This is a genomic window from Pseudomonas sp. LBUM1657, from assembly GCF_059716075.1.
On record NZ_CP166799.1, the window covers coordinates 2,615,377 to 2,636,121 of the forward strand.

Annotated in this window: 19 protein-coding genes; 11 read left to right on the forward strand and 8 right to left on the reverse strand. The window is 59.6% G+C overall.

The window, feature by feature from the left end; genetic code table 11:
* Positions 1–53: 53 nt before the first annotated feature.
* Complete coding sequence (locus ACA055_RS12125) at positions 54–1,397, reverse strand: spinster family MFS transporter (protein WP_497683843.1); 1,344 nt, start codon at positions 1,395–1,397, stop codon at positions 54–56.
* Positions 1,398–1,723: 326 nt separating this feature from the next.
* Between ACA055_RS12125 and ACA055_RS12130 the strand changes: the two genes are divergently transcribed.
* Complete coding sequence (locus tag ACA055_RS12130; RefSeq protein WP_497683844.1) at positions 1,724–2,704, forward strand: AraC family transcriptional regulator; 981 nt, start codon at positions 1,724–1,726, stop codon at positions 2,702–2,704.
* An 18-nt stretch (positions 2,705–2,722) separates the two neighbouring features.
* Here the strand turns inward: ACA055_RS12130 and ACA055_RS12135 are convergent, their stop codons facing one another.
* From ACA055_RS12135 to ACA055_RS12165, 7 genes are all read right to left on the reverse strand, one after another.
* Positions 2,723–4,282, reverse strand: coding sequence for a methyl-accepting chemotaxis protein (locus tag ACA055_RS12135; protein ID WP_497684393.1), 1,560 nt, complete (start codon positions 4,280–4,282; stop codon positions 2,723–2,725).
* Positions 4,283–4,309: 27 nt separating this feature from the next.
* Positions 4,310–5,074: a class II aldolase/adducin family protein gene (locus tag ACA055_RS12140; RefSeq protein WP_497683845.1), complete on the reverse strand. Its 765-nt coding sequence runs from the start codon at positions 5,072–5,074 to the stop codon at positions 4,310–4,312.
* A 23-nt stretch (positions 5,075–5,097) separates the two neighbouring features.
* Positions 5,098–6,084: a ketopantoate reductase family protein gene (locus ACA055_RS12145; RefSeq protein WP_497683846.1), complete on the reverse strand. Its 987-nt coding sequence runs from the start codon at positions 6,082–6,084 to the stop codon at positions 5,098–5,100.
* Positions 6,085–6,159: 75 nt separating this feature from the next.
* The gene (locus tag ACA055_RS12150; protein ID WP_497683847.1) at positions 6,160–6,954 is read right to left on the reverse strand and encodes an ABC transporter ATP-binding protein; all 795 of its coding nucleotides are present in this window, start codon (positions 6,952–6,954) and stop codon (positions 6,160–6,162) included.
* Positions 6,951–8,753 carry a branched-chain amino acid ABC transporter ATP-binding protein/permease gene (locus ACA055_RS12155; RefSeq protein ID WP_497683848.1) on the reverse strand — a complete coding sequence of 601 codons (1,803 nt, stop codon included), beginning with the start codon at positions 8,751–8,753 and terminating at the stop codon, positions 6,951–6,953. The genes ACA055_RS12150 and ACA055_RS12155 overlap by 4 nt, the downstream gene beginning before the upstream one ends.
* A complete protein-coding gene (locus ACA055_RS12160) occupies positions 8,750–9,787 on the reverse strand; it encodes a branched-chain amino acid ABC transporter permease (RefSeq protein WP_497683849.1) in 1,038 nt (345 codons plus the stop codon). Before ACA055_RS12160 ends, ACA055_RS12155 begins: the two co-directional genes overlap by 4 nt.
* Before the next feature lie 107 nt (positions 9,788–9,894).
* Positions 9,895–11,046, reverse strand: a complete 1,152-nt coding sequence (locus ACA055_RS12165; protein ID WP_497683850.1) for an ABC transporter substrate-binding protein — start codon at positions 11,044–11,046, stop codon at positions 9,895–9,897.
* Positions 11,047–11,835: 789 nt separating this feature from the next.
* Here ACA055_RS12165 and ACA055_RS12170 point away from each other — a divergent pair.
* The 10 genes from ACA055_RS12170 to ACA055_RS12215 all read left to right on the forward strand — a co-directional run bounded on the left by ACA055_RS12170 (position 11,836) and on the right by ACA055_RS12215 (position 20,719).
* A complete protein-coding gene (locus tag ACA055_RS12170) occupies positions 11,836–12,948 on the forward strand; it encodes an amidase (RefSeq protein WP_497683851.1) in 1,113 nt (370 codons plus the stop codon).
* 26 nt (positions 12,949–12,974) lie between these two features.
* Positions 12,975–14,147, forward strand: a complete 1,173-nt coding sequence (locus ACA055_RS12175; RefSeq protein ID WP_497683852.1) for an acyl-CoA dehydrogenase family protein — start codon at positions 12,975–12,977, stop codon at positions 14,145–14,147.
* 26 nt (positions 14,148–14,173) lie between these two features.
* Positions 14,174–14,533: an IacB protein gene (locus tag ACA055_RS12180; protein ID WP_084317862.1), complete on the forward strand. Its 360-nt coding sequence runs from the start codon at positions 14,174–14,176 to the stop codon at positions 14,531–14,533.
* A 16-nt stretch (positions 14,534–14,549) separates the two neighbouring features.
* Complete coding sequence (locus ACA055_RS12185; protein ID WP_497683853.1) at positions 14,550–15,083, forward strand: nuclear transport factor 2 family protein; 534 nt, start codon at positions 14,550–14,552, stop codon at positions 15,081–15,083.
* A gap of 53 nt (positions 15,084–15,136) precedes the next feature.
* Positions 15,137–16,411 (forward strand): aromatic ring-hydroxylating oxygenase subunit alpha, encoded by a 1,275-nt coding sequence (locus ACA055_RS12190; RefSeq protein WP_497683854.1) that lies wholly within the window; start codon positions 15,137–15,139, stop codon positions 16,409–16,411.
* A gap of 15 nt (positions 16,412–16,426) precedes the next feature.
* A complete protein-coding gene (locus ACA055_RS12195) occupies positions 16,427–16,906 on the forward strand; it encodes an aromatic-ring-hydroxylating dioxygenase subunit beta (protein ID WP_150632637.1) in 480 nt (159 codons plus the stop codon).
* Between the two features lie 10 nt (positions 16,907–16,916).
* The gene (locus ACA055_RS12200; protein WP_497683855.1) at positions 16,917–17,657 is read left to right on the forward strand and encodes an SDR family NAD(P)-dependent oxidoreductase; all 741 of its coding nucleotides are present in this window, start codon (positions 16,917–16,919) and stop codon (positions 17,655–17,657) included.
* Positions 17,658–17,736: 79 nt separating this feature from the next.
* The gene (locus ACA055_RS12205) at positions 17,737–18,696 is read left to right on the forward strand and encodes a PDR/VanB family oxidoreductase (protein ID WP_497683856.1); all 960 of its coding nucleotides are present in this window, start codon (positions 17,737–17,739) and stop codon (positions 18,694–18,696) included.
* A gap of 19 nt (positions 18,697–18,715) precedes the next feature.
* Positions 18,716–19,216 carry a flavin reductase gene (locus ACA055_RS12210; RefSeq protein ID WP_497683857.1) on the forward strand — a complete coding sequence of 167 codons (501 nt, stop codon included), beginning with the start codon at positions 18,716–18,718 and terminating at the stop codon, positions 19,214–19,216.
* Between the two features lie 225 nt (positions 19,217–19,441).
* Positions 19,442–20,719, forward strand: a complete 1,278-nt coding sequence (locus ACA055_RS12215) for an OprD family porin (RefSeq protein ID WP_497683858.1) — start codon at positions 19,442–19,444, stop codon at positions 20,717–20,719.
* Positions 20,720–20,745 lie beyond the last annotated feature (26 nt).

Here is a 20,745-nt window from a genome sequence, read left to right on the forward strand (position 1 = left end):
CGCCCGCAGCAAAAAACCAGCAGGCACGCCGAAGCGTGCCTTAGGTAAAGCCTTCAGGCGAGGCCTTCGTGTTTGAGACTTTCACGAAAGTGTCGGCAACCCTTGATCAGCAAGAGAAGGGTGAGGGCGATTGCGAAGGCATTGAGCATGGAAATGGACGAGCCGACCATGGCCGGGTTCTGGAATAGCCGGTCGGTGAGCAACGCGACCAGCGTGGTACCAAGACCCAGGCCGATCAGATTGGAAATCAGCAGGAACAGCGCGCTGATCTGCGCTCGCATCTGATTCGGCGGCAGGATCTGCATGGCCGCGGTTGACGCCGGCATTGGAAACGAAGCGAAGAACATCGCCGGTGCCAATAGCGTTACGGACATCCACAGTTCGCTGACCTGGGTGAACGCGATGGCGGGCACGGCCATGCCGATTGCCCCGATGACTCCCGCACGGATCGGCGCATCGCTGTAGCCTTTTTTCGCCAGCCAGTCGATCAGCCAACCGCCACAAAACACGCCACTGGTATTGGCCAGCAGCACCACGATCCCGAGCATGTAGCCGGTATCGCTAGGGGCGAGGCCGAATTTGCGCATATAGAAGGCCGGGGTCCAGCTGAGCATGCAGAACAGCGTCATCGCGTAGAACGAAAACCCCAGGTAGTGGCAGAAAAAGGTCTTGCGGTGCACTGCCAGGAACTTGAATGCCTGTTTCATGCTGGGCGCGTGGACATTACCCGCCGCATCCAGCTTCAAGCCCTTGCGAGCCGGGTCGCGAATGGTCAGGGCAATCAGCAGGGCAACGAGAATGCCCGGCAGTCCCACCAGAAAAAACGTCACCTGCCATGGCCGCATTTCGCCCAGTAGCGGTACGGCGACACTGTCGAGGTTCTTCAGCAAGTCGATGACGTAGCCGCCAATCAGAAAGGCCACGCCGCCACCGATGAACGAGCCGATCGAGTAGATCGCCACGGCGCGCCCGAGTTTTTCCCGGGGGAACATATCGCTGAGCATCGAGTAGGTGGCCGGCGACAGCGCCGCTTCACCAATCCCGACACCGATGCGGGCCATAAACATCTGCAGGAAGTTTTTGCTCACCCCGCACAGGGCCGTCGCCAGGCTCCAGAACGCAATGCCGATGGCGATGATTTTCGGACGGGAAAATTTGTCCGCCAGCAGCGCGATGGGCATGCCCATGAAGGCATAGAACAGCGAAAAAGCCAGGCCATGCAGCAGGCTGAATTGGGTATCGGATAACTGCATATCGTGTTTGATTGGTTCGATCATCAACGCCAGGATCTGACGATCGATAAACGAAAAAATGTAGGCCAGCATGCAAACGGCAACGACATACCATTCGTAGGCATAGCTTTTACGGGTGACCTCGGTCGATGTTTTGCTGGTCATGCTGTTTGGCCCCTTCAGGGTTGGCAATCATTCAGTCGGCGGCAGCGGTTGTTGCAGTTGGGTGTATCGGTGACGCCATCGTTACCCGAGTGCCTACCCTGGTGCGTTTATTGGTTTTGTTGTGCGGTTCCAGGTTGCCAATGGCTTGGCTTGTGTGTGCTGCAAGACCCTTTTAAGCCGTTGTTTGCCTTGACTCTATGCGCCAGGCGCAGAGGCTGTTCCGTGCGCGCATAAAGCGTTTCCATGGCGTGAAAATTGCTTTCCATTTCCACTAAATTATCGATATGCCTGCGGGCAACGTTGTCATTTTCTGGAGGTGCTTCAGCATGTTCGATGAACGCTCTTCGCTCCGTCACCATTGCCTTCTGAGTTCCGGTGGGTTCGGCGAGGTCAAGGATCGGGTCAGTCAGTATTTGTGGCCCCACCAGATGAAAATGCAGCAGGGCGGTACCCTGCAATCGCAGCTGTATGGCGTCTTTTTCGGCAGTTCGGCATTGTTCGACCTGCACTACGGCGCGCCGGTGGAAATCGACGCCGGTGATATCCGCGACTACTACCTGATTCGGGTCACCCTGGAAGGCAGTGGCATTGTCAGCCTGGGTAAGCAGAGCGCGATTTTGCGCAAGGGTGGGCTGACCATTTCTTCGCCTTCCGAGCGCAGTTTTATCCGTATCGACAAGGACTGCCGCAACCTGATTTTGCGCGTCGATCGCGAAGCCCTGGAGCGCCAGTTGCAAGTGTTGCTCAACCGGCGTTTGCGTCAGCCGTTGGTTTTCGATATTCAGGTCGACGCCGAGCATCCGGGCATGGCGACGGTACGCACCACCCTGGACTACATCTGCCAGCTCTATGGCGACGCCACCCAGACGCTGTTGACCCCAGGTATGGGCGGGAGCCTGTCGGACTATTTGCTGTCGGTGCTGCTGACCCAGTTGCCGCACAATTATTCGGTCGATCTGCTGCAAGACCAGTGCCAACCAATGCCTCGCCACGTCAAGAAGGCCCGGGACTACATCGAGCAGCACCTGGCCGAACCGATTGCGCTAGCGAGCCTGGCGCAGTTCTGCGACGTGTCGATCCGCACTTTGCAAAATGGCTTTGCGCGCTTTCTTCAGCAAACCCCCAGTGACTATGTCCGCACTCGTCGGCTGGCTTTGGTTCACGTAGCCCTGCAGCAGGCCGGCCCGGCCGACAGCGTGACGGATATCCTGTTGCGTCACGGGGTCGCCAGCTTCGGTCATTTCGCCATGCAGTACCGCAAGCAGTACGGCTGCCTGCCTTCCGAGACCCTGCGACGTCAGGCCTGATACTTGAGGATGAACCGCTCAGCCTTGTAGAAAACGCTGGGCCAGATCGAGTTGGGAGTTGGCCAGTTGATGCAGCTCCTCGCCGATCTGGGTACTGCGTCGGGACTGATCTCTGCTGGTTTGCGCCAGGTTCACGATCTGGGAAATCTGCCCATTGATCTCTTGCGCGACTTGACCTTGTTGTTCGATGGCCGAGGCCATCTGCAAACTCATGCCGGAGATCTGCCCGACTTCCTCGCAGATGCGCCGCAGCGCCGTTTGTACTTGGGCCACATCCTCGCGGGATTCTCGCGCCGCCGATTCGCCGCGTTGTGCTGTGGCCAGCGCCAGGGCACTGCCGTCGCGCAATTGCTCGATGGATTGCTGGATCTGCTCGGTGGATTCGCGGGTTCGGGTAGCGAGGCTGCGCACCTCATCGGCGACCACCGCGAAACCGCGTCCTGTCTCCCCGGCACGCGCAGCTTCGATGGCCGCGTTCAGGGCCAGCAAGTTGGTCTGTTCGGCGATGCTGCGAATCACATGAGCGACGCCGCTGATTGATTCGATCGATTCCGCCAGGCGGCTGACCGCCTGACCAATTTCCTCCACCGACGTGCACAGGCTAGTCATCGAACGCTGGCTCTGCCCGGACATCCGGTCGCCATCGCGAGCCAGGCGGTCCACGGCTTGGGTGGCCTCGGCCGCGTGTTGCAGGTTGCGCGACAGTTCCTGGATCGTGGCGCTCATTTGATGGACGGCGGCGGCGGACTGCTCGGCCTCTTCAAGTTGCCGTTGCAGATGGCCGGATTGGGTCTGCACCAGTGCCGACGATTCTTGCGCGCGTTGACGCACGGTCTCGCCGTTGATCCGGATGCGCGCCATGACCGTGCGCATCCGCGTGTTCTGGCTGTTGAGCGCCATGTCAAAACGGTTGGCGACGCAGGCGCTGCCGTCTTGAAGCGATGCCAGCAAGGCATCGCTGTAGACCTGATCATGTCGGGCCATGATCCGGCGGACATCCGCGCGCTGTCTGGCTCGCCACTGCCAGGCTGAGGCGAGCACTCCGCCGAGCACCAGTAGGCCCGGTGCCAGGTCGATTTGTTCACCGATCATGGCGCCCGTGATCATCAGGCCCAAGAGCCACGCGATACCCTGGCTGCTGGCGTGTTCCTGCACGCGCCGGGCAAATGTCAGCGGTCCGAGGCCGTCATTCAAGCGTCGATAGAGTTTCTCCGCTCGCAGGCTTTGGGCGGCGTCCATCGGGTGATAAGCCGTCCCCAGCGCGTTCAGCTGACCACCCTCGAGCAGCGGTACCACATAAAGATTGCACCAGAAGGTGGTGCCCTGTTTATCGCGGCCCATCATGGGTGCTGTCCACGGCACGCCGCTGCGCAGGGTCTTCCACATTCGGTCGATGACTCGCTTGGGCATCAGCGGGTGATTGATCAGTTCATGCGGCTGGTTCAGCAAATCCTCCCGACCGTAGCCGGTGAGCGCCAGATAGGCGTCGTTGCAGGCGATCAAATGGCCCCGGGTATCCAGGCGTGAGATCGGGATTTCTTCCAGCGCCGAAAAGGTGGCCGGCGGCGTGTGTTCCATTGAGTTAGCCACTGAACGCTCCCGCGATTACCGGCACTGGCCGCGTTCGGCGCGCATTTTGCGAACCATGGCGTCGAAGAATTTCACAGCGAAACCGCTGTCCCGAATGAGCATGGCCGTGAGTTCGGCGCACTTTTGACTGATGTCTTCCGGCAGCGGATTGTCTTCACCGCCCAGCGCACCCGCCTGGCACTGGATTTCGGCAGCGCGCTGCACGGTCCACAACAGGAAGAACGCCTTGGCGATGCTGCTTTCGCCGACGGCAATGCCGTGGTTGCGCAGCACCAGGATGTGCTTGTCGCCAAGGCTGTCGATCATCCGGGCTTTTTCGTCATCGAACAGCGTGATGCCTTCGAAGGTGTGGTAGCCGATCCGTCCGTAGAGTTGCGCACCGTAAAAGTCATTATGGGCAAAACCGGCCTTTTTCATGACGATGGCCGAAATCGGCGTGGTGTGCGTATGGATCAGGCACTGAATGTCCGAACGGGCACCGTGCACCGCGCTGTGAAGGGCGAAACCGGCGGGGTTGCCGTCATAGGGCGAGTCTTCGAGCTTCTTGCCGTGCAGGTCGACCTTGAGCAGGTTCTGGGGCGTCACTTCGGTGTAATTCAGGCCGAACGGATTGACCAGATAATGGTGCGCCGGGCCGGGCAGGCGTGCGGAAATATGGTTGAAGATGGTCTCGGTCCAGCCAAAGAAATCCACCAGGTGGTAGCAGTGCGCAAGTTGCACGCGCAGTGCCCATTCTTCGTCGCTGTAAGCCTGCGGTTTTGCCAATGGGAAATGGTCCATGTCGGAGTCCTTGTCGTAGTGAGTCAGTGACGGGCCTGTTCGCCGCGAAAGCGTGCCAGAGCAATGAGGTGTCGAGTAACGGGCATCGGGATCGCCATGCTGTCGGCCAACTCCAGCACCGCGTCACCGATGGCGGCCAACTCCAGAGGACGGCCCTTCTCATAGTCCTGCAGCATTGAAGTGCGCACGGCGCCCATGCCAGCACCAAGTTCGAGAAAGGTCCGTGGATCGATGCTCACGCGCGCGCCATACGCGGCGGCTGTCAGCAAGGTTTCGTGCAGGCAGCTGCTGACCAGGTCGCGTAACTCCGGAAGACTGTAAAGCTGATCGAGGGTCGCGCCGGTAATTACCGAGAGTGGATTGGAGGTGAGGTTGGCGATGATCTTGGTCCACAGATTGTCGCGGATGCGGTCGGTGGCTCGTGCTTCGATGCCGACACATTCGATCAATGCGCGCACACGCTCCAGGCGGGGACTGAGGCGGTTGTCGGGTTCGCCGAAAATCATCAGGTGCGGCGTGTTCGATTCAGCCACGGCGTTGGCCGGGCAGTGCGCGGTGATGAACACCACGCAGCCGATCACGTGACGCAGGTCCAGGGCCTGGCTGAGAATCGACTGCGGATCGACCGCGTTCACCCGAAGCCCGTCGTAGCGTCCACCTTCGCCGTGGAAGTACCACCACGGCACGCCGTTGACCACCGGGATCACCACCGTCTCGGCACCGATCATCGGTTGCATCTGCGGCAGCAGGCTGGCCAGGGCTTGTGCCTTGGTGCAGAGAAATATCAGGTCTTGCTCGCCAAGGCTGGCAGCGTCGTCGCTGGCCTCGACTCGCACGTGGTGGTGACCGTCCAGATCGGACAAGTGGATGCCGTCACGGCGGATGGCAGTCAGGGTTTCACCTCGGGCCAGTACGTTGACTGTATGGCCGTTACCCGCAAGACGGGCCGCCAGTGTGCAGCCGATGGCACCGGCACCGGCGATGCCGATGCGCAAGGGGGAAGCGTTCATCGTGACTCCGGATGATCAGAAAGGTCTTGGAAGGCCGGACCCGACGCCGTTTCGGGCGCCGGGGCAGGGCGGCGGTCAGTTGGCGAGCATTTCCTGGTGCTTGCTGGCCAGGCCGAGATAGGCTTCGATCACGCGTGGGTCGTCAGCCAGTTGCTGCGCCGGGCCCTGCATGGCGATCTGGCCGGTTTCCAGCACATAGGCGTAATCGGCCACCCGCAGGGCGGCACGCGCGTTCTGCTCGACCAGCAGGATCGACACCCCCTGATCACGCAGCGCCGTGATGATGCGGAAAATCTCGCGGGTAATCAGCGGCGCCAGGCCCAGGCTCGGCTCGTCGAGCATCAGCAGTTTGGGCTTGGCCATCAGCGCCCGGCCCACGGCGAGCATCTGCCGTTCACCGCCGGACAACGTCGCTGCCAATTGCTCGCGGCGTTCCCACAGGCGTGGGAACAGTTCGTAGATTTCGCCAAGCGTCTCGCTGTAGCGACGGTCGCCTCGGCGATGGCGTTGAAAAGCGCCGAGCAGCAAGTTGTCGGCCACGCTCATGCTGGTGAACAATTCGCGTTTTTCCGGCACCAGGCCCAGGCCCCGCGAGACCATCACTTCCACTTCCGGCAAGGTTTCCAGACTGCCGTCGAAATGCACCTGACCCCGGGAGCCAAGCACGCCCATGATGGCCGAGAGCAGGGTGGTCTTGCCGGCGCCGTTGGGGCCGATCACCGTTACGATCTGGCCCTTGCCGACCGTCAGGCTGGCGTTGCTCAGCGCTTCGACTTTGCCATAAGCCACGCTCAGGTCCTTGATCTCAAGCACGGCGTCGTCGACCTGGTTGCGCGGTGCGAGGTGCGGTTCCACTTGCATGTTCATCATTCAACTCCTCCCAGATAGGCTTCGAGCACGGCCGGATCCTTCTGTACGTCTTCGGGCAGGCCCTGGGCTATCTGCTGACCGAACTCCATGACCACCACGCGATCGACCAGGCCCATGACGAAGTCCATATCGTGCTCGACCAGCAGAATCGCCATGCCTTCGCTGCGCAGGCGGCTGAGCAGGATGCCAAGGGCTTCCTTTTCTTTCAGGCGCAGACCGGCGGCGGGTTCGTCGAGCAGCAGCAGGCACGGATCGGCGCACAAGGCGCGGGCGATTTCCAGAATCCGCTGTTGGCCGAGTGCCAGGCTCCCGGCCTCTTCATGCAAGTAGTCTCCCAGGCCTACGCGTTCCAGCTGACGCCTGGCTTCGCCGAGCAGTTCGGCTTCCTCGCGACGATCCAGGTGCAGGGCCGCCGACAGCACGCCTTGCTGGCCACGCAAATGCGCACCAATCGCGACGTTCTCCAGCACGCTCATGTTGCCCAGCAGTTTCACGTGCTGAAAGGTGCGACTCATGCCCATGCGCGCTACTTGCCGCGAGTTCAGGCCGTTGATCTTTTGACCCATGAACAGCACATCGCCGCTGCTCGGTGTATCGACACCGGAGAGCTGGTTGAACATGGTGCTTTTGCCGGCACCGTTGGGGCCGATCAGCGCGAGGATTTCACCCGAGCGGATTTCCAGGCTCATGTCGTTGTTTGCCACCAGTCCGCCGAAGCGCTTGGTCACATGCCGCGCTTCAAGGATCAGTTCGCCATGTTTGGGCAGTTGCCGGCGCGGCAGGGGCGCAGTCTTGGCGTCGACATTTCGAACCTTGGCGCGAACCCTGAAGCGGGGCGGTATCAGGCGCGTCAGCAGTGGCCACAGACCACCAGGTGCGCGCTGCATAAGCACTACGATCAGGATGCCGAATACGATGATTTCGTAGTTGCCGGTGTTACCCAGCAGGTGCGGCAACCAGTCCTGCAACCATTGCTTGAGCATGGTCAGTATGCCCGCGCCGAGCAGGGCGCCCCACACGCTGCCGACACCGCCAATCAGGGCCATGAACAAGTAATCAATGCCCATGTTCAGGCCGAAGGGTGTCGGGTTGACGAAGCGTTGGGTGTGCGCATAGAGCCAGCCGGAAATGGCTGCGAACACCGCAGAGATGACGAAGATCACCATCTTCGAACGGAAGGTGTTGACCCCCATCGACTCGGCCATTACCTGGCCTCCCTTGAGTGCGCGAATGGCGCGGCCTTCGCGAGAATTCAGGAGGTTCTGCGTGATGACGATCGCCAGCAACAGCAGGGCCCAGATCAGGTAGAAAATATTCTCGCCCTTATCCAGCTTCAGACCGAACAATGAAATCGATGGCAAGCCGCCGACGCCGGTGTGGCCGCCCAGGGATTCCAGGGTGCCGAACAAGTAGTACAGCGAAAGGCCCCAGGCAATTGTTCCCAGCGGCAGGTAATGCCCCGACAACTTGAGCGTCAGAGCGCCGAGAATCAGTGCCACTGAGGCGGTGAGCACCACGCCCACCAGCAGCGTCAGCCACGGTGACGTCCCTGCCCAGGCCAGCCAGGCCGGCAATTGCTCGGTGGTGGTCAGGTAGGCTGAGGTGTAGGCGCCCAGCCCGACGAACGCGGCCTGACCGAAGCTGGTCATGCCGCCGACACCCGTGAGTAGCACCAGCCCCAATACGACCATGGCGTACATGCCGATGTAATTGAGCAGGGTAACGTAGTACGGCGGCAGCAGCAGCGGCGCGACGCCTACCACCAGCAACAGGGCAAGCAACAGATAGCGCGAATTCATTCTTCTTCCTCCACATGACGACTGGTGAACGAACGCCAAAGCAGGAACGGAATAATCAGCGTGAACACGATGATCTCTTTGTAGGTACTGGCCCAGAACATTGAGAATGCTTCGATCAGACCCACCGCCAGGGCGCCGAGCGCGGCGACCGGATAGCTGACCAGCCCGCCGATGATCGCGCCGACAAAGCCTTTGAGGCTGATGACAAAACCAGAGTCGAAATACAGCGTGGTGATCGGTGCGATCAGGATCCCCGAGAGCGTGCCAATCAGCGCCGCGAGCAAGAAGGTCGACTTGCCCGCGAGGGTCGGCGAAATACCCATCAGCCTGGCACCCATGCGGTTAACCGCGGTGGCGCGCAGGGCTTTGCCATAGAGCGTGCGCTCGAAGAACAGATACAGTCCGACGATCAGCCCCAGGGACACCGCCAGCACCCAGAGCGTCTGGCTGTTGAAGGTGACCGGACCCAGTTCCAGGCCGGCTTCGGAGAACGGTTGGGTGCGGGCTCCTTCGGGGCCGAACAGCAACAGCGCGATACCGACCATGCTGACGTGCACCGCGATCGACACAATCAGTAAGACCAAGGAGCTGGCCGAGGCGATCGGCTGGAACACCAGGCGGTAGATTTGCGGCCCCAGCGGAACCACCAACGCCAGCGTCAACAAGGCCTGGACGGCCATCGGCAATTCGGCCAACGGCAAGGTGTTGATCAACACCGCCAGCAGACTTGCATAACCGAGCTTGAAGAGAATGCGCACGGGGAACCGAAAGGCCTGACTTGAACGCACCGCGCCCCAAATATCGAGCACACAGTCGATTAGCGTCAGGCCGAGCAGCAGCCAGACCAGAGCAGTCGGGTGACCACTCTGCAAAGTGGCCATGGTCAAGGCGCCGTACGTCACGAATTCACCCTGGGGAATCAGCAGGATCCGGGTCACGGTGAACACCAGGAGGATCGACAGGGCCAACAGTGCGTAGATCGCGCCGTTGGTCATACCGTCCTGGCCCAGCAGCATGGCTATCTGGAAATTCATAATGAGAGCTCTTTTCTACAGATTGAATATCAGGCCCGCTTGCCGGCGCGGGTCGACCCGTCGGCAATCGGGCTGGGCGCGCAGCGGACTGTGCGCCCGGGTTTCGATCAGTTGTCGTGCAACAACATCCAGTTGCCGTTCTTGACCACGATCAATTCGCGACCGCGTTCGTCGAAGCCGCTGTGGTCCTGCGGCGTCATGTTGTAAACGCCTTGGGTGCCAGCCAATTCTTGGCTTTGCTCAAGTGCATCACGCAGGGCCGCACGAAATTGGGGAGTACCCGGTGCCGCTTTCTTGGCTGCAATCGGGATCGCCTGCTGTAACAGCAGACCGGCATCGAAGGTGTTCCCGCCGAAGGTCGCCGGCTTGCTGCCGTTGAGCTTTTCGTAAGCCGTGGTGTAGTCGCTGGCGATTTTCTTCGAAGGGTGGCTGTCCGGGATTTCATCGAGTACGAGCATCAGGCTGGCGGCCAAAACGGTGCCTTCGACCTTCTTGCCACCCAGCTTGAGGAAGTCTTGCAGTGCTGCGCCGTGGGTCTGGTAGACCTGGCCGCGATAGCCCTGATCGAACAGGGTCGTCTGCGGCATCACGGCCGAGCTGCCCGGCGCTGCGACCAGCACTGCGTCGGGGCGGGTGGCAAGAATTTTCAGGCTCTGCCCGGTGACCGAAGTGTCCTGGCGCTGGAAGCGCTCGTTGGCCACGACCTTGATGTTCTGCTGCGCTGCCAGGCCGGCCATTACTTTGGCCCAGTTCTCGCCATAAGGGTCGCCGGTGCCGATGAAGCCGAGCGTCTTCACGCCTTTTTTGGCCATGTGTTCGAACAGTGCCTTGGCGATCAGGTCATCGTTCTGCGTGGTCTTGAATACCCATTTCTTCTGCTCGGTCATTGGCAGCACCACAGCGGCGGTGCCAACCGGTGCCAGCAACGGTACGCCAGCCTCGGCGACAAACTGGATCACGCCCATGGCGTTAGGCGAACCGCTCGGGCCAATGATGGCATCGACATTTTCTTCGTCGATCAGCTTTTTCAGCGCCTTCACCGTAGCGGTCGGGTCGCTCGCATCATCCAGAGAAATGTACTTCACCACCTGGTCGCCGGCCTGGGTCGGCAGCAACGGCACGGTGTTTTTCTGTGGTAGCCCGACCAGTGCGATCGGTCCGGTGGAGGAGGTAATGACACCGACTTTCACATCCGCCTGCGCAGCGGCGGCGCAGGCGGCACTCAACAACAACGTGGACACGGCTTTTCTGAAAAGCATGACTTTCTCCGAAGAGTTGCAACGCTGCAAAAGGCTAATGGCCTGCCGTCCCGACCATCACGTGGTGCGAGTACGGCCCAAGGTACGGCCCTGTTTTAGTTATCGAACTGCGGCGACACCCATGGTCGGTTACCGAGCCATCAGGGTGCCGGTCGACCATGAACGATCGGTCGAAGGCGAAGAGGACAAAAGCAGATTGCATGCCAGAAATTTTTCGGTGCATGGCAGAAAACCGTTACTGCGATGCCTGATGCGCACGCTTCGAGGTGATCCGGCCGAGGTGATCCGAAGGTCTGACGGGGGGGCTATCCGGAGGGCGGGAAAAACCCGCATCACGCCATGCCGAACAAGGCTTTGATCTGGATCAAGGAAGCCTTCAAATGGCAAAAATTCAGCCTATAAAAACTCAAAAAAATAGCTAATTTTTACGGTGTTCTGAGCTGCAATTTTTGGGCTGATTTATTTTTTTTGTTTGGCTTTTTGGGGAGGGCATGACTCAACATTTTTCTAGATGTTTCGTCGCTTTCGGATTGTTTGATAACTATAAATATATGATTAATAAGCAAAATATACCAAATATTAATGTTTTTTGGTTTTTGCGGTGGTGTTACCAAACTGCACGTCGTTGGTGCGAAAAGGGAAAATCTGCACCGAAAATACACACTCTTTTATTTGGTAAAATTCAATTGACATTTCACGTAAATATTACGATTTTAGATTTAAGCGTTTGCCTCGGCTTCCATACCGAGGACTTCCGTTCTGGTGAGACATAACGAACAGGTAAAGAGCATGTCGATCGTTGTCGAGGATTTGGCTTTAGGTGGGAGCGGCCTTTCGGTCATGGTGAAAGACACCATTGATATCGGTGGCTATGCGACCCGCGCTTCAAGCTACGCACTGGCCGATGCACCGGCAGCCGGCGAACATGCAAAAGTGGTTCAGTGTGTTCTGGAGGCGGGCTGCCGGATCACCGGTAAAACCGGCCTTCATGAATTGGCATTCGGCACCACCGGCCTCAACGCCTGGACCGGCACTGCGTCCAATCCGCGCTATCCGGGCTATATACCGGGCGGCTCTTCCAGTGGTTCGGCGGCCGCGGTGGCGGCGGGCCTTTGCGACTTCGCATTGGGCACCGACACCGGAGGCTCGGTACGGATTCCAGCGACGTGCTGTGGCGTATTTGGTCTCAAGCCAACTTTCGGCCGTGTCAGCCGTCAGGGCGTCATGCCAGCGCACAGCACGCTGGATTGCGTAGGCCCTCTGGCGCTGGATATGGATCGCCTGATTGAAGCGATGTGCATCATCGATCCCACATTCACCTCCATCCCGGTGCCTGAGCATCTTGCTATCGGCGTCGTAGCGGTAGAGGCCAACGAACAGATCCACTCGGTGGTGAACCAGGCGCTGGGCCGTTCGCGCTTCAAGTTGCTTGAGCAGACGCTGCCCGGCATGGCCGCAGCGTATGGCGCCGGCATGGTCATTATCAACGCCGAAACCTGGGCAGCGTGTGGCCATCTTCTGCAAACCGGTCGGGTCGGCAGCGATGTCGCCGACCGTCTGCGCGCCGCCAGTCTGACCTCGGCCGAGTCCGTTGAAGAAGCCGAAATCATCCGTCGCGCGTTTATCGCAGAAGTGGACGCGGCCCTAACCGTCACCCCGATTCTGGCCATGCCGACCATGCCCGACTTCCCGTTGCTGGTCGCCGATGCGGCCGACACTCGCGCTGCCCTGGGCATGACCTCCCTGGTGCGCGCTTTCAACCTTTCCGGTCATCCGGCTCTGAGCATTCCTCTGGAAAGCGCCTCGGGACTCCCGGTAGGCCTTCAACTCATTGCCGCCCATGGCGCGGACGAACTGCTGTGTGCAGTCGCCCGCGAGCTGGTCCGGCGCCTGGAAGAGTAATCGTCATGCTTACTATGGAGAAACCCATGACTGCGCCAAGCGAGCTGAATCACCAGCACCGCGTGCCGATCACGGCGAATGAAGCGTTTCAGAAACTGCTGGTCGAGATTCGTGCACGTGCTCGAAGCGAAGAATTCGACCAACAAAAATTCATCTCGCAGGACGTTATCGAGCAGTTCCGCAAGCTCGGTGTCTATCGGGCCCTGGTGCCCAAGCGCTTCGGCGGCGACGAGCGTTCGCCGGCCGAGTTTTGCCAGATGGTGGAAGACATATCCATCGCCGACGGGTCCGCTGGTTGGGTCGCCAGCTTCGGGATGAGCCCGGTTTACCTGGCTGCGCTGCCGCTGGAAACCATCAAGAAAATCTACGCCGACTCGCCTGACGTGGTGTTCGCCGGCGGGATCTTTCCACCGCAACCTGCGTCCTTTGTTGAAGGTGGTCTGGAGGTCAACGGGCGTTGGAAGTTCTCCAGCGGTTGCATGGGTGCCTCGCTGATCGGCGTGGGCATCAGCCCGAAAAACGGCGAGATGCTCGGCCTGCCACGACTGGCGGTAATGCCTCGGGAAAAGGTGCAGATCGAGGAAACCTGGAACGTCGTTGGCCTGGTCGGCACCGGGAGCCATGACGTCGTCGTCGAAGGCGTAGTGGTGCCGGAGGAGTGGACCTTCGTGCGCGGCGGTCCATCGAATCTTGACGAGCCGTTCTTCCGCTACCCGTCGCTGTCTTTCGCCACTCAGGTCTTGTCGGTGGTCGGCCTCGGCGTTGCTCGCGCGGCACTCGATGAGTTGAGCGGCATGGCCAGTGGACGAATCTCCGTGACCGGTGCGCCGTCGTTGTCCGACCGGCCGCTGGCCCAAGTCGAGATGGCCAAGGCCGAAGCATCGCTGCGCGCCGCTCGTTCGTGGTTCTACCAGTCCATCGACGATGCATGGAGCAGTGTATTGGCCGGTGATCCGGTGAGCGTCGAGCAGACCAATATGCTGCGCTTGTCTTCGACCCACGCCACCCGCGTCGCGGCCGATGTCGCGCGCACCGCGCAAATGCTTTCGGGCATGAGCGGCGTCTACCGCACCAGCCCACTGTCGCGTTTTGTCAACGACACCCAAGTCATTACACAGCACGCCTTCATGGGCGACATGACCTACCAGAACGCCGGCGCGATCTTCTTCGGCAACAAGCCGTTGCCTGGCTACCTGTAATTTTTTCCTACTGATTGGTGAACCCCATGACCGATAAAAAAGCCCTGCGAGTTCTGTTCTGCATTGGCATCAACCAAAACTTCTTCGATGCTCCGCGTCCCGAAGCGCTGGAAGTCTGGGCCGCGTTCGGCGCCATGTGGAACGGCATCGCCGATCTGCCGGGCGTCACGGTGCTGGGCAACATGGACGACGATCAGAGCATGGTCGGCCCGTCCGCCGGCTGGCCCTGGACGACTTACCTGTTGGCCGATGTGCCCGACATCGAGACCGTCCACGCCGCGTGCAATCTGTTCCGCACCACGGATGTCGGCAATGGCCCTTACAAACTCTGGAAGTACTGCAAGGTCGAGGCCCGTACTGGTCGCGAACTGATCATCCAGCGCTGAGTCGAGAGAAGTCGCCATGTCATCACACGAGCATTTGCGCGCACTGGAACAGCGGCTCGAGCAGCTGGAAAGCGAGAACGCGATCCGCGCCTGCATGAATCGCTACATGTTTTTGTGCGACGAGCTGGGCGTGGATTCCCCGCTCGAGGAACTGGCCGGGTTGTTCACCGAGCAGGCGGTCTGGGAAGGGAAGGGTGCCAAGTACCAGAACAGCTTCGGCGGTTACCACGGGCGTGAGGCGATCAAAGCGATGTTCGCGACCTACATGGTCGAACCGGCGCACTTTTCGCTGAACGTGCACTTCCTGACCTCGGAACTGATCCGGGTCAGCGGTGAGACCGCAGATGCCAGTTGGGTGATGTTGCAGACCTCGACCTTTGCCTCGGGTGCCTCGCATCTCAATAGCGCCCGCCTGACCGTGCGGTTCGCCCAGGAACAAGGGCAGTGGCGCATGGCGCATTTTCAGACCGAGAACCTGTTCAGCCGACCGGTAGACACCTGGAACAGTGCCGCGCACCTGCCCGTGCCTGGTAAGTCCGGCCAGTCCTGAAAGTAACACCCAGAATTCTTAGAGTCGGCGAACAATGCCGACGAGGAGTGATCGTGAGTAACCTGATAAACACCGTAACGCTCGACGCCAGACCTTCCGACCTGGTCCTGCATGACCGCGTTCACACGTCGCTGTACACCGACGGCAAGATCTTCGATCAGGAACTGGACAAGATTTTCTACAGCACTTGGATCTGGGTCGCTCACGCCAGCGAGATCCCGGAGTCCGGCAGCTACAAGAGCACCTATATCGGCAAGCAGCCGGTGATCGTCGTGCGCGACCGCAAGAAAGAAGTGCATGTGTTGCTCAACCGCTGCCGCCATCGTGGCGCAACGGTGTGCGAACACAAGAAGGGCAAGACCAACAGTTTTGTCTGCCCTTATCACGGCTGGAGCTACGCCCTGGATGGCAGCCTGCGCGGTGTGCCGCACCCGGAAAGCTACGCCGATTGCCTGGACAAGGGTGAACTGCCTTTGGTCAGCCTGCGTGTCGAGCAATACAACGGCATGATCTTCGCCACCTTCAAGGATGACATCGAGCCTCTCGCCGATTTCCTCGGTCCGGCAAAGAAGTGGATCGACCTGTTCATGAAGCAGGGCGCCGGCTACCCGGTCAAAGTGGGTGGCGAGCACCGCTTCCGCTTCCCCGGCAACTGGAAGATCCAGCTGGAAAACACCACCGACGCGTATCACTTCCCGCTGGTGCACAAGTCGTTCCTGTCCTCCGTGGATGAACAGACCCTGGAGCTGTTCGACTTCGTTGAAGGGCCGGGCTATGTCGAAGACCTGGGCAACGGCCACAGCGTGATGGTGATGATCCCTGACCTGGTCGACCTGGACGCCAACCTCGACTTGCCGATCCCGGAGCGTTTCGAAGACCTGGCCGCGCAGTTGCGCGCCGAAGGTCAGGACGAAGAATCGGTACGACGCATCGTGCGCGCGGTAGGCGGCTCGGGCTTCAACCTCAACCTGTTCCCGAACATCGCCTGTTCCATGGCGTTCTTCCGGGTGTTGCAACCGATCGCGGTGAACGAAACCGAAATCCATCACGCCGTCATCACCATGGACGGTGGCCCGGCCGTGGCCAACCGTTATCGCCTGCGCCTGCATGAACACTTCCAGGGCCCGATGGGTTTTGGCACCCCGGACGACTCCGAAGCCTGGGAGCGCGTACAGCGCGGCGCCAGTGCCGGCACCGATCTGTGGATCATGCTCAACCGCGGCTTGCCGGGTGAAAAAGCGTCCGAAGACGGGCTGGTGAGCGATGTGAGCGCCGAGACCGGAATGCGCGCTGGCTACCAGCAGTGGAAAAAGATGATGTCGGCCTGAGTGACGGAGAACACCATGAACAATCTGCAATTGCTCAACCAAGTCAGCGCTTTCATCTGGCAGGAAGCGGACATGCTCGACCACGGCGATTTCGTCGAATGGCTCGATCTGTGGACCGAGAACGCGACCTACATCATCCCGATCGATCCGTTGGAAACCGACTTCGAGAACACCCTGAACTACGCCTACGACGATCACCACATGCGTCAGTTGCGCGTCACCCGTTTGACCAGCGGCGAATCGATTTCGACCACCCCGCGAGCGCGCACCGTGCGCAGTCAGTCGCGCTTTCGCGTGCTGTCAGATGAAGACGGAATTGTCACCGTGCGTTGTGCGCAGAACCTGCGCGAGTTCCGCAAGGATGTGCTCAAACAGTACACCGCCGATGTCACGTTTGAACTGGTGCGCAGCGGTGACAGTTTCAAGATTCAGCGCAAGCTGATTCAGCTGATCAACTCCACCGATACCCTCGCCGGTATCGGCTACATCCTTTGAGGACGCTGCCATGACACAGGTTGCATTGGTCACCGGCGCGGCCCAGGGGCTGGGCAAAAGCATTGCCGAGCAACTGCTGAGCGCCGGATATCGGGTCGTGATCAGCGACCGTTCGCTGGAATCGGCACAGGCCACCGCCACTGAACTCGATGCCACGGGCGAACGGGTCCTGGCGCTCAAGCTCGATGTGTCGAGCAAGGCCGATTTCGAAGACGCGCTGGCGGCCGTCGTGGCGCATTGGGGTGAATTGCAGGTGGTGGTGAACAACGCCGCGATGACCATGACCACACCGGTGATGCAGATCAGCCCGGAAGAGTTCGACCGTGTTGTGAGCGTCAATCAGCGCGGCACTTTTGTCGGTTGCCAGGTGTTCGGCAGCTATCTGGCGGCCCGGGGTTACGGGAGGATCATCAACATGGCTTCCCTGGCCGGGCAGAACGGCGGCACCGCGACCGGCGCGCATTACGCCGCGTCCAAGGGCGCCATCATTACCTTGACCAAGATCTTTGCCAAGGAGCTGGCAGCGTCCGGTGTCACGGTCAACGCCATCGCACCGGGCCCCATTGAGTCGCCGGCGGTGCATGCCGCCGTGCCGCCCGAGCGCCTGGAAAAACTGATAGAGGCGATCCCGGTCAAGCAATTGGGCAACGCCGCGTTCATCGGCAAGCTGATCGTGCAACTGGCCAGCGAAGACGCCTACTTCACCACCGGGGCGACCTGGGATGTGAACGGCGGGATCTTCATGCGCTGAGGCCACGGTTACACGGTTTGAAAAAGCAGTCGGGGGTGCCGAGATGTGCCCCCTTACAACGAAATCGGGATGGTCCTGTATGAGCGATCAATTATTGAAAGTCGTCGTGCGCAAGCGCGAAGAACAGGGCGAAGGTGTTGTCGTACTGGATCTGAGTGATCCGACGGGACAGCCTTTGCCCGCCTTCGAGGCGGGCGCGCATGTCGATATCCACCTCAAGACCGGTCTGGTTCGCCAGTATTCGCTGTGCGGTGATCCGGCCAACGCTGGCGCCTATCGCTTGGGCGTACTCAGGGATCCCGCCTCGCGTGGCGGTTCGGTGGCGGTGCATGAACTGCTGCAGGAAGGTCGCGAAATCGAGATCAGCCTGCCGCGCAATCACTTTCCGCTGGCCAGCGATGCAAGGCGCTCGATCCTGATCGGCGGGGGTATCGGCATCACCCCGATGGTCGCCATGGCCTACGCGCTGAATGCCCGCGACAGCGATTTCGAACTGCATTATTGCGGCCGTTCGCGTAGTCGCAGCGCCTTTCTCGAGGAACTGGGTAACGCTGCTTTTGCGTCGCGGTTGAACACCCACTTTGACGACGAAGCCGCCGAACAGAAACTCGACCTGCCAAAAGTGCTGGGCACTCCACAAGCCGGCGTACACGTGTATGTCTGTGGGCCGGCCGGTTTCATGGATTGGGTCATTGCCCAGGCCCTGGAGGCGGGTTACGCCGACGATCATGTGCACCGCGAATACTTCCAGGTCGAAGTCGACGCTTCAGGCGCCGGTTTTGAAGTGGTCGCCCAGCGTAGCGGCAAGACCGTACAGGTTGCCGAGGGCCAGAGCATCGTCGATGCGCTGACAGCCGTGGGCATCAAGATTGAAGTGTCGTGTGAGCAAGGCGTTTGCGGTACGTGCTTGTGCGACGTTATCGAAGGCGAACCGGATCATCGCGACGTCTATCTCACGGATGACGAAAAATCTGCCAATGACCAGATTCTGGTGTGCTGTTCCCGGGCCAAGTCCAAGAAGCTGGTGCTGGATATCTGATAGACCGGAGGGTAAGACCATGGTCGATACAACTGGATTTCGTAACTCAATGGCAATGCTTGGTGGCGCGGTTTCGGTCATCACTACCGATGGTCCTGCGGGTCGTTTCGGGTTTACCGCTTCGGCGGTGTGCAGCGTGACCGACCAGCCACCGACGCTGTTGGTGTGCATGAATCGCTCGTCGTTTTCCAACGTGCATTTCAAGAGCAACGGTGTGCTGAGCGTCAACGTGCTGACCCCTGGGCACCAAGAGGTGTCGGGGGCGTTCTCCAACCGCAATCTCGATACCGAACAGCGCTTTTCCTGCGCATCATGGAGCACCCTGGAGAGCGGTGCACCGCTGCTTGATGAGTCACTGGTCAGTTTCGACTGCCGCATCGCCCAGGCTCATGAAGTGGGATCGCACACAATTTTCTATTGTGAAGTGTTGGGCATCCGTAATGGCGACAGCCAGGAAGGCCTGGTGTATTTCAATCGCGCCTACCACCGTTTGGGGAATGCCTCTAAAGCAACTTCCTGATGTTGGTTTGCCCAAAAAAAACGATAAGACTTCCCTGTTCGTTGAGTGTTTAGAATAACTATAAAGCGGTTTTCGCTGTTCTGGCGAACGGCTGCGTTACGACTTTTTTGCAGTAAGTGGTTATAAAAACAATACTGCGGATTGACTGCCAAAGTTGCACTTTTGCTGAATTGATCTGCTTCCACTAGTCGTGCCTTCGTGCATGTAAAAAAGAAGGAAAGTTCGATGTTCCAGAAGAGCTGGGTAAGCCGTGGCGTCACCACTGCGGCCGTGATGGGGATCTTCACACCGATGGTTGCGCAGGCTGATTTCGTAGACGACAGCCAAGTCAGTCTGGGAATGCGCAACTTCTATATCGACCGTGATTTCAAACAGCATGATGCGCCGCAATCACGGATCGGCAGTTGGACCCAAGGCTTCGATTTTCGCGCGATCTCGGGTTACACCGAAGGCACGCTGCAGTTTGGCCTGGACCTCTCGGCGCAGTACGCCTATCGCCTGGATGGCGGCGGTGGCCGTGGTCCGGACAGCATCATTCCGTACGACACCAGCAAGGGCGAACAAGTCCGGGACTATGGCCGTGCGGCGCTGACCGGGAAGGTTCGTTACAACAAAACCGAACTCAAGATTGGTGAACTTCGACCGACGTTGCCGGTGGCATACATAGACGACTCGCGGCAATTAATCACCACCTATCACGGTGTGCAGCTCGAATCGAAAGAAGTGGACAACCTGACGCTGACCGGTGGCCGTTTTACCGAAATCAGTTCCCGGGAGTCTTCCAATACCGAGAAGATGTACTTGTTCAATGGGCCCAACGTTAAACGTCGCAGTGACGGTTTGAATTTTGGTGGCGCCACGTATGCGTTTACTCCGAACTTGTCCGGTACTTACTTCTTCGGTCAGCTGGAAGATATCTACAAACAACACTACCTGGGCTTGACCTATAACCATGATCTGGGGGCCGGTTACGGCCTGAAGACCGACCTCCGTTACTTCAATAACAGCGAGGACGGCAAGGCGTTATACGGCGACATCGATAACAAGTCCTATGGGATCATGACGACCCTGAAGAAGGGGGCCCATGCGTTCGGTGTCGGCTATCAGCGCATGCTTGGCGAGTCGACATTCCCGACGCTCAACGGCTATGCACCGCAGCCTTACCTGGTGAACTGGTCGACAGTGGCGTTCGTCAAGCCGAACGAAAGCTCCTGGCAATTGCGTTATGACTACAACTTCGCGGGCATCGGTTTGCCGGGTCTGAAATTGATGACGCGTTACATGCGCGGCACGGGTGTCGACCGGGGCAACAATGCCCTCGACCAAAACGTCGAAAGCGAACGCAACATCGTGCTCGGTTATGTGGTGCAAAGCGGTCCGCTCAAAGATGTGGGTTTCGAGTGGCGCCGCATTGACGTCAAGACGCGTTATGGCAATGGCAGTGCGTCGGGTGCGGACTATCAGGAGAACCGCCTGATCACCACCTACACCTGGAAGTTCTGAAATCCACCGGGAGCCGTTCGCGGCTT

Bases quoted from the DNA above. Each gene is read 5' to 3' on its own strand.
- ACA055_RS12175 (WP_497683852.1), top strand. From the start codon at position 12,975: ATGACTGCGCCAAGCGAGCTGAATCACCAGCACCGCGTGCCGATCACG.
- ACA055_RS12155 (WP_497683848.1), bottom strand. From the start codon at position 8,753: ATGAATTCGCGCTATCTGTTGCTTGCCCTGTTGCTGGTGGTAGGCGTC.
- ACA055_RS12215 (WP_497683858.1), top strand. From the start codon at position 19,442: ATGTTCCAGAAGAGCTGGGTAAGCCGTGGCGTCACCACTGCGGCCGTG.
- ACA055_RS12145 (WP_497683846.1), bottom strand. From the start codon at position 6,084: ATGAACGCTTCCCCCTTGCGCATCGGCATCGCCGGTGCCGGTGCCATC.
- ACA055_RS12170 (WP_497683851.1), top strand. From the start codon at position 11,836: ATGTCGATCGTTGTCGAGGATTTGGCTTTAGGTGGGAGCGGCCTTTCG.
- ACA055_RS12200 (WP_497683855.1), top strand. From the start codon at position 16,917: ATGACACAGGTTGCATTGGTCACCGGCGCGGCCCAGGGGCTGGGCAAA.
- ACA055_RS12185 (WP_497683853.1), top strand. From the start codon at position 14,550: ATGTCATCACACGAGCATTTGCGCGCACTGGAACAGCGGCTCGAGCAG.
- ACA055_RS12150 (WP_497683847.1), bottom strand. From the start codon at position 6,954: ATGATGAACATGCAAGTGGAACCGCACCTCGCACCGCGCAACCAGGTC.
- ACA055_RS12205 (WP_497683856.1), top strand. From the start codon at position 17,737: ATGAGCGATCAATTATTGAAAGTCGTCGTGCGCAAGCGCGAAGAACAG.
- ACA055_RS12195 (WP_150632637.1), top strand. From the start codon at position 16,427: ATGAACAATCTGCAATTGCTCAACCAAGTCAGCGCTTTCATCTGGCAG.
- ACA055_RS12165 (WP_497683850.1), bottom strand. From the start codon at position 11,046: ATGCTTTTCAGAAAAGCCGTGTCCACGTTGTTGTTGAGTGCCGCCTGC.
- ACA055_RS12135 (WP_497684393.1), bottom strand. From the start codon at position 4,282: ATGGAACACACGCCGCCGGCCACCTTTTCGGCGCTGGAAGAAATCCCG.
- ACA055_RS12130 (WP_497683844.1), top strand. From the start codon at position 1,724: ATGTTCGATGAACGCTCTTCGCTCCGTCACCATTGCCTTCTGAGTTCC.
- ACA055_RS12180 (WP_084317862.1), top strand. From the start codon at position 14,174: ATGACCGATAAAAAAGCCCTGCGAGTTCTGTTCTGCATTGGCATCAAC.
- ACA055_RS12140 (WP_497683845.1), bottom strand. From the start codon at position 5,074: ATGGACCATTTCCCATTGGCAAAACCGCAGGCTTACAGCGACGAAGAA.
- ACA055_RS12210 (WP_497683857.1), top strand. From the start codon at position 18,716: ATGGTCGATACAACTGGATTTCGTAACTCAATGGCAATGCTTGGTGGC.
- ACA055_RS12160 (WP_497683849.1), bottom strand. From the start codon at position 9,787: ATGAATTTCCAGATAGCCATGCTGCTGGGCCAGGACGGTATGACCAAC.
- ACA055_RS12125 (WP_497683843.1), bottom strand. From the start codon at position 1,397: ATGACCAGCAAAACATCGACCGAGGTCACCCGTAAAAGCTATGCCTAC.